Raw genomic sequence first — 11533 nt, forward strand, 5'->3', positions numbered from 1 at the left:
AAAGAGCCTATAAATAAGGCTCTTAAAATAATATATAAACTTTAAAACACACCCATCAAAATCCTTTTACCTAAAACCATCTTTCTCAAGCTGGCACCAAGTTTTTGAACCAACAATTCCATCTGCCACAAGCCCACGATCTCTTTGATAATTTCTTACTGCTTGCTCAGTTACACGACCAAATTGACCATCAATTCTTCCTGAATAATATCCAATATTCCGAAGGAATTCTTGAAGTTCTTGAACCAAATATCCAGTGCTTCCTCCACGAAGTATTGGACGATTTTGGCTAGGGCAAACTGGACCAAAACCATCTTTTTCAAGCTGACACCAAGTTTTTGGACCGACACGTCCATCTACAAAAAGCCCACGATCTCTTTGATATTGCCTTACTGCTCGATCAGTTACAGAACCAAATCGACCATCAATTCTTCCTGGATAATATCCAATACTCTGAAGGAATTCTTGAAGTTCTTGAACCAAATGTCCAGTACTATCTATCGAAAGCGTTGGACGATTTTGGCTAGGGCAAATTTCTTCTCTTTGAATCATAAAACCGTCTTGCTCAAGCTGACACCAAGTTTTTGGACCGACAATTCCATCTACCAAAAGTCTATGATCTCCTTGATAATTTCTTACTGCTCGATCAGTTACAGGACCAAATTGACCATCAATTCTTCCTAAATAATATCCCGTTCTCTGAAGAAACTTTTGAAGCTCTACAACCCAATGTCCAGTGCTGCCTATGCGAAGTGTTGGACGATTTTGGCTAGGGCAAGAGGGAGGGATTGGACCTGAACCTCCAGAAAAACCGTCTTGTTCAAGCTGACACCAAGTTTTCGGACCAACAATTCCATCTGGAAGAAGTCTACGATTGCTTTGATAATTCCTTACTGCTCGATCAGTTACAGGACCAAATTGACCATCAATTCTTCCTGAATAATAACCAAACTTCTGAAGAAATTCTTGAAGTTTTACAACCCAATGTCCAGTGCTTCCTCTGCGAAGTGTTGGACGATTTTGGCTAGGGCAAGGAAATGAACCTCCAGAAAAACCATCAAGCTCTATTGCAGAAATAATCACAGTACTTAAACCAAAAGGACTTTGATATATTACCTCTACATTTTGATTTTGACCATGACCAAAAGTCCTCTGTATAAATATAGGAGTTCCCATGGAAAAATATCTTGTATTTGCTGGAGCTGCAATTGTTTGCCCAACATAAAAACTATAATCTGTTGCACGATATTCATTATCCAAACATTCATGTTCTAAACAACCATCATATTCATAAGTATCCTCTCTATACAAAGGTAAATATGAATTAAAATCTTGATACATATTTTTAAACCTTCTTTCTCATAAAATTTATATTGTATAAAACAAGACATAAAATATAGGTATGTAATAGGGCATATGTATGTATCCGCTAATTCCCATCTTATATAAGCCCATATTAAAGAAAATAATTTATATATAATATCTAATTATTTACATATATAAATATAAAATAATAAATAAAAAACCACAAAAATCGCTGTGTTTTTTTATCGATCAAGATTATATTATAAATGCTCATTGCATTATATGTTTAATTCCAAAAAATGTTAACATGTGGAGAATTCAAATAAATATTTTACATAAACAAAAAGCCTAGTAGTACTAGGCTTTTTATCTGAAAAAAAATACCATTATTCATCTTAATAGACTTTTAATCTCACACTATTTTATACAACTAATAATAAAAAGTTCCAATGTAAAACTTTAAATTTAGTTTACATTCAAATCACTTTAAATGTTGACTTTTCTCCATGAAATTAATAAAGAAGAAAAAGATAATGTCCTAGATGTATTTCATATTTGACATATTCCCCGAAAAAATTCTCCTTCCTCAAGCGTGTGAAGGGCGTAGCCCAACGGTAGGTGGGAGATGAATTTCGGTTTAGCCTAGCCAAAAAATTTTGATAAACTAGCTATATGAAGTTCTTTGATAACTTGATATAGAAGATTACAGGAAGAAAATAGAGTGCGAAAACCAAGCCATTCGGTTCCTGCGTAAAATATGAACCATACCAAAAGAGCGACCATGCGTTAGACATCTAGGGGTGGAACACCCCGAAGTAACGCTCAGGGAGTCGAAAGGTTACTTTCGTCGCGGAACTGAGAAGCTCCCACTTCAAGCTTTGCTAAGTGGCGAGTAGTTCATAACACAATAAAATAGTTAAATCAAATAATCTTAAATTTAACCTTTTATAAAGTAATTTCATACAATAAAATCATGAATGTAAATATATTTTCTCTCCGAAAAACAACTCAAAGAATAAATAAAAAAGATATTCGTAATGAATATCTTTTTTATTTATTCTTTATATAATTATTTTCTAATATAACGTTTTTATATAACTAACTAGACTTATAGACTCATATTATTTCTTTCAAACAAAAATAAATATATTAATCTTATAAAAAAAGAAAAAATAACATATAAACATCTATTTAATCCAAAAAGGGGGATTTACTAGTAAATCTCCCTTTTCTTTCAAAGAAGATCAAGTTATGAGTGCAAAACAAGTGTCCAAAGCTTGTTCCACACTATAAATATATGCTTTCAATTCAAAATGGTTCAAAAAATTTTATTTAGTACTATCTATTTTTAAAGATAAAAAAGTCTAACAATATTTTAACGAAAATATATACTAAGCAAAATTCCATAAGAAAAATATGGATTTTATTACTTTAACCTATTTTCTATTTCAAAATGAGAAAAATCACTATTATACGAGCCTTCACACAAATAAATACATTCCATAGCATATTAAAGTAATGTCAAAACACTCAAACATAAACCAAGAGGAGGCTTTTTAAATTGAGTGAAAAAGAATATAGTAAAAATAAGAATTGTAAAGTTAAATCAGAATCACGAATTCCACTCACTGATACTGAAGCAATACCCGTTCTTACAACCAATCCTAGAGTTAAAATTCCAGTTGTATTAACAGAAAGAACACTTCAAATTGTTGTAGAAGCGGAAATTCCACTTTCTCCACCAGCAGTGGAAATTAAGAGAGTATTAAAAGATGTATTTTTAACACAATGTAAACTAGTACCTGTTGAATATGAACCAATTAATGAAACAGGATTTTTCCAAGTAACAAGAGCAAAATTGTTTGTAGAAGGTTATATTCGTAAAAATATTGAATACGCTGCTAAATACTGCAATGGCGTGCTTCATGATCGAATTGCAAAGGTTCGATTCTCTGGTTTTGCTGATATAACTGAAGATGAATTCCTTTCCTTACCAATTATAGCTTTTTCTTCGGAAAACAAAGCACGTTTTATTAATCCAAAAAACAATGATGTTCCTCGTCTAGACAAATACTTCTTTGGAAATAATGTTTTCTATAATGAACAACCATATTGTGAATTAATTAGTGCAGAATTTTATGAACTTGATTATTCATCATATGATGTTCATCATGATTCGAAATATGATGAATATCCTGAGAAAAATCATGATAGATATTATGATAAATATCAAGATAAATATCAAGATAAACATTATGATGAATATCCTGAGAAAGAATTTGACAAATTACGTGAAAAAATTGTTCTTGATCTTACTTTGAAAGTATTACAAACTCAACAAGTACAAATCGGATAAAATAAAAAAGTAATATTTTTAAAGCAAATCAATTATTTTTCACATTTCATTAATTAAAAAAGAAAAAAAATCCCTTCAGATCTTTATTCTAAAGGGATTTTTCGTCCACATAATCTGTATTATCAATAATTTTTATGTATCTACTCTAAAATACTCTGGATGTTCTACTTTTATAGATAAAATGTTACCACACTCAGTACAAATATCAGCAACCACTCTTGAAAATTGATTAAAAAGGTTATTCGTACTAATAAGTTTTAAACATTCTTGGGCATTTAATAAATCTTCCTCTATTTCTCTAGAACCACAATTAGGACATTTCTTATTCATTTTCTATTCCTTCTTCCTAAAATTTAGTTCATATAAAATCAAATTATCAGTAATAACCCAAAAAACTCAGAATTCCCATATAACTCTAAGCTTTACCTTTGTATTCATTTTTCTATATTTTTTAGAAGTAGCAAGAGATAATTAAACAAATTTTAAAAAATCATTTCCAAAACTCATACCATTTCCTATCTTTACTTGCTGCAATCATCTTCTTAACTTCCTGAACTTCCCTTATTGTTTGTATAAGCATTTCATCGCTTCTTTGATTCTTCGCTACGTCTTCGCTAGTATTCACCGCTATAAGCCTTTGGGATTCCTGTATCGTTTGTATAGCGCTCAATAACTCTGATTCTCTTTGTGCAAATCGCTGATCTTGTTCAACTAAACGTTTATTTAATTCTTGTAGTAATTCATTTTGCTTTTCAATGATTTCATTTTGATCTTGAAGCATCATCTGTAGCGTTGTAGCGTTAAAATCTGGTTCTTCATAGCGCTCAATTTCATGTCGCTCTAATGGCAATACCTCAACGCCTTGATTCCATGATACTATTTGTTTTGTGGCGTTTTCTAATGTCATGTCTGTATCATTCTTTAGGTTGATAACCTTACGAAACACCATTACATCACTTTCTGTATATTTCCTATGGCCACGTTCATTTTTTATAAAAGTATAACCCTCTTTTTCTAGTACATCAGCATACTTACGTAATGTACTAGATTGAATACCTAATTGCTCTGCCACGTCGCCGGGACTATATAGCGTCTTCATAGCGTCTCACCTCAAAAATATATTCGCTATAGCGATGATATACCCTTTTTCCTAATAATTCACGTATTACTTTTTTCAAACCATTAATCTCCATAATCTTTACATAAGCAATTTGTATAATTCCTATTACAGATCAAATTTTAAAATTGAATACTCATCCCATCCCAATACCCACATCAAAATCTTTTTTATTTATACAAGATTTTATGCAAAAAAAAGAATAGCGGGGATCCATAGAATCCCCGCTATATCAACAATGTATAAAATCCTGTATACGAGATAACAAGACAAAAAAAGAAGAACCCCTATATAGACAAGGATTCTACCAAAAGATTTGCTACCGATAATGAGACGTTATGTTAACTGGAACTGTATACAATATACATCTTAAAAACAGAAAAAGACTACCTTTTCCCAGTTAGAAGAAGTAGTCTTTTTCTATTACGTAATTGAGTTCCACGAATAATGCCTTATCGCATCTTGGATAGTTTGCTCAAAGTGTATTTCCCACGATTATCGAAAATAATCCTTTGTATATTAACTTTATTGTTGGCTAGATTGTTGGTTCTTTTTAGCTTCTGCTTGAGCATTTTGTTGTTTTACTGCTTGTACATCTGTTTCACTAGCAAATTCCGTTCCAAATTTGTTAGATGCAGCGTTTGTCCCTGCAGAATTTTTGTTTGGTTGTTTGTTATTATTCATTACAATCACCTCCATAAAAATTAATGTTCCCAATAGGATCGTAATTATCCCAAAAAGCTTTTAAGGAATATATGATTGCTAATAATAAGACGTTATGTTAATCAACCATAAATAAGTATTTATCACAAAAAATTCAGATCTTTGATTATCATTTTGCATAACCCCCTTTGGTTTTTGCCCTTTTCTGGGGATCCCGTCCTACACTTTTTATTCCACGGTTCACTTGACCACGAGCCTCTACACCCTCAAACTCCCAAAGATAACCCCAGCGGGCAAAAACCGCCCTTCTGGAGCCACCTCTGATGAGTTTGCATGAGGGTGCCCCTCATGGTCAAGTGACTTTCGCGGCATAAACGTTACGGACTCAGTGATAAACTCTCCTCTAGTTATTCTCCCATGTATTCCTACTACAAAATCTCTCATATCTAAATTAATATATTGTATAATATAGTTAAATCAGATTCCATGTGGTATCACATAGAATCAAGTACATATTCTCCCCTACGGGGAGCCCGATTTTTCCGCCCTAACGGCGTCAAATCAGGAAGATCAAGAGCATTCCACTCATCGTCTTACCGTCCGTTGTCCTGTAAGACTCAAGCAGGGCAAAATACGCCTGCCTTGGCATGATAAAAGCTGACGCTTTTCCATGCCTGCGGTCAGACGCATTCATTTTTGATTCTCGCTACGCTTGAACCAAAAACAAGCTCGGCAAGCCGAGTGAATGGTCTTCAGGCGTATTTTGCCCTGCGGGACTTCCTGGACAGAATGCTTCGCATCTGTCCAGATTCTTTTTCTAAATCAGCTCACGCCTCTTAGAAAAAGACAAATAAAATCGCCTTCCGGCATTTTTATTTGTTTGATCAAAATGTCATGCTTCGCATCACATTTTGAATGAAATTAAACAAACATTTGTTTAAAAATGTTTGTTTAATAAAAAACGAAACATATAAACACGAATTATAGCGAAAACCCATAGCTTCGCTATAAAATCCCAAATAATTAAATACAGAGATAAAGCAAAGACAGGAGGAATCCCTATGGCCGCGCCACGAAAACATGTAAGAATTCTCAAGACAAAAGAGATTGAGGGCATGGATATGCTTTGGAAAACTGGAACAGCTACCAGAGAACAAATGGAAAGAGAATATAACATCAAAGGAGATCGCCTGAAAAAACTTTGTCATAGCGGCTATTTAGAAGAACGTACAGGAAAAATTGTTTTAGGAGAAAAAGGGATAGAAAAGTTTAAGAAAGAGGGAAAAGAGTATCAATATAAAACCGGTATAAATAACGCCAAACATGATATTCGTCTCTCTGAAAAATACATCTCTTTACCAAGAGAAATAAGAGAAACATGGAAAACAGAAAAACAATTGCATTCAGAAGCTCAGAAAGACCCCAGATACAACAATTTTAAAAAAAGAATAGTAGAGTCCCATCCGCAAGGAAAATTCCAACCAACGCCCGATGGAGCCGTCTATAGCGAAGTGCATGGCGGTTATATTGCCATAGAGGTGACAACACGTAATTACAAAGAAATTGATATTCAACAAAAACAAGAATTTGCGAAGACATTTTTATCCGGATATGAACAACTATAGGAGGAAAAAACATGGCAATACAACCAACATTTATTGTTCCACATACTTTTTATACAGTACATGAAATTATGGATAATACGAATTCACCCTATATCTTAAACTTACATGACATTCAGGAAGATCCACATAAGAGAAAATTAAGTGATGAATTACATTTATTCATCATGAAGCATTATCATAATCTATTTACATTTATGCTCCATCATCAGCCCTACATGTTAAAATCACAGTTCCTAGATCTATTTGGTTACCAAAAAGGCAAAAAAAATAAATCTAGAACACTTGGATACGCAAAATTAAAAGAATTAGAAGATAAACTATTAATTGGTTCTAAATCCTTTTATGGTGCGGAATATATTTATTTATCTTATCGAGCTTACTATTATTTTGGCCAAGAAAAAAAGGTGCTACCAATTGCACCAGGAGAAAATGTACTCTTCCGTCACTTTACCCGTATGGAAGACTATCTAGAATTAAATAAACAATATACAGATCCAATATTATTAACCGCATTACTTTGTTCTCACGAGCATTATTATTTATTACATACAGAACCCTTTTTCCCAATCAATCCAATACAAGAAAAAGATACACGTTACTTTGGAGAATACTTTCCAAACAACAAAATACCTAAAAATCTTGATATGGAATTTGTAACAGACTTTCTCATAAAGACAAAACAAGAAAATAGGGGATTGTGGTTCATCAATGAAGAGACACCTGAAACTCAACTTCATGTACTCATTACATTTATCGATGAACTCTTTAAAATCCTTACTACACGTTGTTCTCTTAAATTACTTATTAATGATCAAAAAGAATCTTTACGAATCGTAGCAAATATTATCCCAATACCAGGAACATCTTATATCACAATTAATAACCTAATCTCTGATATCTATCATATTGAATTTTTATTAAAAATTTGCTTCCCAACAGTCATAACAAGTTTTACTTTTATTGTGATGAGTCAAGATCATGAACGTGAGTTAAACAATGTTATAAGTAGAATTACTAAACTTAGAAAAAATAAAAAGAACTTACAACCTTGGCAATCTATGATTGATCCAAAAAACATCAAAATCCGGAATACAAATCTATTTAGACGTTTAAATTTCAATGATTCCTACGAATCTCAGCGAGAGAAACCACTTCCACAGTAACCACTTACTTATAGTAAGTGGTTTTGATCTTTCCCCTACTTTTGAGGTAGAGGCTGGCCGGGGTGTGGGGAGACCCCATGTATTGCGTATCTAAAAATAGAGTAAGAACTAATTATGGAACGTTAAATCAAGCGGTTTGGCTCGTATAATAAGTAGCTCAAGCCGATATGCCTAAATCCCACTTTTGAGTGTATCGGCTTGGCGATGGAAGCAAACGAGCCAAAAAAAGTTCCGCAAGGATGTTAGAAAAAAGAAAAGTCTTCGACTTTAGGCGAGGATTAACGAGCCGACCTTTTTTCTAGCAAAGGTGGAGATTTTTAAGCGGGGTTTGCTTAAAAATACTACCTGTTCCTTGCGGAACTTTTAGCTATATATATAGAGTGAGAAAGGAGAAATATAAAAAGTCAGTAATATCAAGGGTTTGAGGTGTTCGGGGTGTGATTATATGATCACACAGGTGTGATCATATAATCACACCTAAAAAATGTAATTTCATAAAAAAAAAAAAAAAGCAAGACTAAAAAAGTCATGCTTTAAAACAAGTAAACTGGTAATTTATGTTTCTTTGTAGTGTCTTTCACCTTAAAATTCCGAAGAGATCTTTTAAAAATATGTTGAGTAGCTTTATCGACACCATCTTTAGGAGAACAACACATAATATTAGGATTTACAAACCATGTTCTAGAAGAACAAATTCTACCATCATCAGTAGTCATTCCAGCTTCAGCAACCCCAAGAATACCTTTCTTTAATAAAGAATTCATAATCCTAGAAATATATTCTCTTGTATTTCCAAATTGTTCAGCCAAATAACTAGGAGTAGCAGCATTCGTTTCAACTTCTAAATCATTATCTACCCGTTCAATTATTACATTCGTTTTAAACTCAATATAAGGAGTCAACTTAAATAAAAATGCTTCTTCTTTTGGCTGTAAATAGCCAATCTTATTTAAATAATTTACATTATCCATAATTAATTGCACGAACTTCACCCCATCAGTTCGTTTTTTCTTTTTACCAATGAAATAATTTTCACCCGTTGTACTATGTAAAATTTGCAACAACAATTGCTGTTGTTCAGAAGATAATCCTACATTTGCCTCTTCTAAAAAACTTTCAATCTGATTTTCTCTAGATTTAGCTTTCCTTTCAGAGTTTTCAAAATCAACAATTTTACTCATGAAAAAAATTCCTCTCCTTCTCTACTGGAAGGAATCAACCCACTTATGTTAAAATATTAATACTTAAACAGTTAATAAGGGATTAACCCCTTCAAAATTAGTCTTTTATAAAAAAACCCTCAAGTTTGCCGACTGGAAGGGTTTTTTTACGTTATTTCGACAATTAATTATATCATACCTCTTTCTAACAATTGAATCCTAGCAAGTAAACTCATCAAAAACTTGTATTATTTCTACAACTTCTTGATAAGTTTACTTCCACAGTTTCAAAAAGAAAAACCACAACAATTGCTGTGGTTTTTTCTTTTTATGACCAAGACTATGTTGTAAATGCTCATAACATTATATGTTGGATTCCAAAAAAAAGTGTAAACTTTTGGATAGATGTTTTACTTTAAGATTTATTATGTAAAACATGAATAATTTAAACAAAAAGCCTAGTAACTACTAGACTTTTTGTCTGAAAAAAAAACACCATTATTCACCTTGATACACTTTTAGTTTCAAACCATTTTATACAAAAAATAATAAAAAGTTCCAAAGTAAACTTTTGAATATTAGTTTACATTCAAATCCCTTTAAATATTGACTTCTAACCAATCCCCCTGATATCCTCAATTTACACAACAAAAGTATACATTCAAAACATTGTAAATAAAGAGATTAAAATCCATGCGCAAAAAACCACATCTCATTGATGTCCAACCTATCCGTAGTAAAGAACAGATCGAAGATATGAAATGGGCTCTTAAACGTCATTGTTCTGAACGAGACTATATTTTCTTCCTTATTGGGATCCATACTGGATTACGTGTCAGTGATCTACTCCAAATTGAAACACAAACCATAATAAATTTAAAACGTAAAAAGAGAAAAGAATTCAAGATCAAAGAGGGAAAATAAAGAAAGAACGCATAATTAACCTTACTTCTATTTTTGATGAAGTATACTCTTATAGCCAAACGCTAGAAAGTACCTGGTTATTCCCTTCCCGAAAAGGAAATCAACCCATTAGTAAGATCCAGGCTTATCGACAATTACAAAAAGCCGAAGATTTTGCCGGTGTAGAATCTATTGGAACCCACACTATGCGCAAAACCTTCGGCTATTGGTTCTATAAACAAACAAAAGATATGGCTATGTTACAAGACATACTTAATCACAGCACACCACAAATTATACTAAAATATATCGAAATCAATAAAGAAGAAAGAGATAATATACTTCATACATTTCATATTTAAAACATCATAAAATATAAGTCTCTAATATAATTATTGCTTATAAAGTTCAATATAAACTCATAATAAAACTACCAATTCTCAACCATCTTTTGACCTTGTTCAAAAGAAAAAGATTTGTTACTTATAAATTTTAAAGAATTACTTTTTAAATCTAATCCATAAGTACTTAAGACCCAAGGAAAATCTTCTGCATTATTATAATTCATTGTTTCTATCTGATTCTTTTGATTAAATCTCGGTGGAAAAACATAATTTAAAGAACTATTTAATGGTACCAATTCCCCTTTACTTACATAATATAAGTATCCAACTTTTGTATTGCAATCAATTTCAAGTGAAACTGTAATTAGATCAGGATATAATTTTGATTTTATAGAAAAAACCGATTTTTGGGTTTCATTATAAGGAAATCCTTTTAATATAATAGGTGTCATATTAATTTTTTTCTGACCTTGTTTCTGAATCGCAAAAGTATAATCCCCTACATATACTTTATCATCACCTCCACCACAAAAATAATAATCACTCTTAATTTCTTCAGGAGCAAAAAAATAAACCTTATAATTAAAACCAGAAATATCTTTAATATTTAAAACAGCTCTACTTATTTTCGAAACATTAATATTGGCATAAGAATAGCTTTCAAAATGAAAATAACTGAATATAAACACTAACAAACATAATAATGCTCTCTTTTTATTCATTATTTATCTCACCCCTTTTAATTACTAAATATAATGTTTCTCAAATTTATTATAACTATACAAAAAAGAGCCTATAAATAAGGCTCTTAAAATAATATATAAACTTTAAAACACACCCATCAAAATCCTTTTACCTAAAACCATCTTTCTCAAGCTGGCACCAAGTTTTTGAACC

9 protein-coding genes and 1 pseudogene are annotated in these 11533 nt (G+C 31.9%); 4 read left to right on the forward strand and 6 right to left on the reverse strand.

The annotated features are described in order from the left end of the window. Positions 1-66: 66 nt before the first annotated feature. Complete coding sequence (locus tag MR143_RS32180) at positions 67-1341, reverse strand: peptidoglycan-binding domain-containing protein (protein WP_242281283.1); 1275 nt, start codon at positions 1339-1341, stop codon at positions 67-69. Between the two features lie 1525 nt (positions 1342-2866). On the opposite strand from MR143_RS32180, the gene MR143_RS32185 reads away from it, so the two are divergent. Beyond that, positions 2867-3661, forward strand: a complete 795-nt coding sequence (locus MR143_RS32185; protein ID WP_046945199.1) for a CsxC family protein — start codon at positions 2867-2869, stop codon at positions 3659-3661. Positions 3662-3793: 132 nt separating this feature from the next. Here MR143_RS32185 and MR143_RS32190 read toward each other — a convergent pair whose 3' ends face one another. From MR143_RS32190 to MR143_RS32200, 3 genes are all read right to left on the reverse strand, one after another. Beyond that, positions 3794-3991 carry a hypothetical protein gene (locus MR143_RS32190; RefSeq protein ID WP_199697845.1) on the reverse strand — a complete coding sequence of 66 codons (198 nt, stop codon included), beginning with the start codon at positions 3989-3991 and terminating at the stop codon, positions 3794-3796. Positions 3992-4151: 160 nt separating this feature from the next. After that, positions 4152-4760, reverse strand: coding sequence for a DUF3967 domain-containing protein (locus MR143_RS32195; RefSeq protein WP_061885382.1), 609 nt, complete (start codon positions 4758-4760; stop codon positions 4152-4154). Between the two features lie 543 nt (positions 4761-5303). Beyond that, the gene (locus MR143_RS32200; protein WP_242281284.1) at positions 5304-5462 is read right to left on the reverse strand and encodes a gamma-type small acid-soluble spore protein; all 159 of its coding nucleotides are present in this window, start codon (positions 5460-5462) and stop codon (positions 5304-5306) included. Positions 5463-6502: 1040 nt separating this feature from the next. Between MR143_RS32200 and MR143_RS32205 the strand changes: the two genes are divergently transcribed. Both MR143_RS32205 and MR143_RS32210 read left to right on the forward strand, forming a co-directional pair. Then, a complete protein-coding gene (locus MR143_RS32205; RefSeq protein ID WP_242281285.1) occupies positions 6503-7066 on the forward strand; it encodes a hypothetical protein in 564 nt (187 codons plus the stop codon). 11 nt (positions 7067-7077) lie between these two features. Further along, positions 7078-8229 (forward strand): hypothetical protein, encoded by a 1152-nt coding sequence (locus tag MR143_RS32210; protein ID WP_242281286.1) that lies wholly within the window; start codon positions 7078-7080, stop codon positions 8227-8229. Positions 8230-8762: 533 nt separating this feature from the next. On the opposite strand, the gene MR143_RS32215 is transcribed toward MR143_RS32210, so the two are convergent. Next, positions 8763-9410 (reverse strand): hypothetical protein, encoded by a 648-nt coding sequence (locus tag MR143_RS32215; RefSeq protein WP_046945201.1) that lies wholly within the window; start codon positions 9408-9410, stop codon positions 8763-8765. A 672-nt stretch (positions 9411-10082) separates the two neighbouring features. Here MR143_RS32215 and MR143_RS32220 point away from each other — a divergent pair. Further along, positions 10083-10654: pseudogene (locus MR143_RS32220) on the forward strand (tyrosine-type recombinase/integrase). Positions 10655-10722: 68 nt separating this feature from the next. Here the strand turns inward: MR143_RS32220 and MR143_RS32225 are convergent. Continuing rightward, complete coding sequence (locus MR143_RS32225) at positions 10723-11358, reverse strand: hypothetical protein (RefSeq protein WP_199697846.1); 636 nt, start codon at positions 11356-11358, stop codon at positions 10723-10725. Positions 11359-11533: the final 175 nt, after the last annotated feature.

Source organism: Bacillus cereus group sp. BfR-BA-01347 (assembly GCF_022663835.1).
Lineage (GTDB): Bacteria > Bacillota > Bacilli > Bacillales > Bacillaceae_G > Bacillus_A > Bacillus_A thuringiensis_K.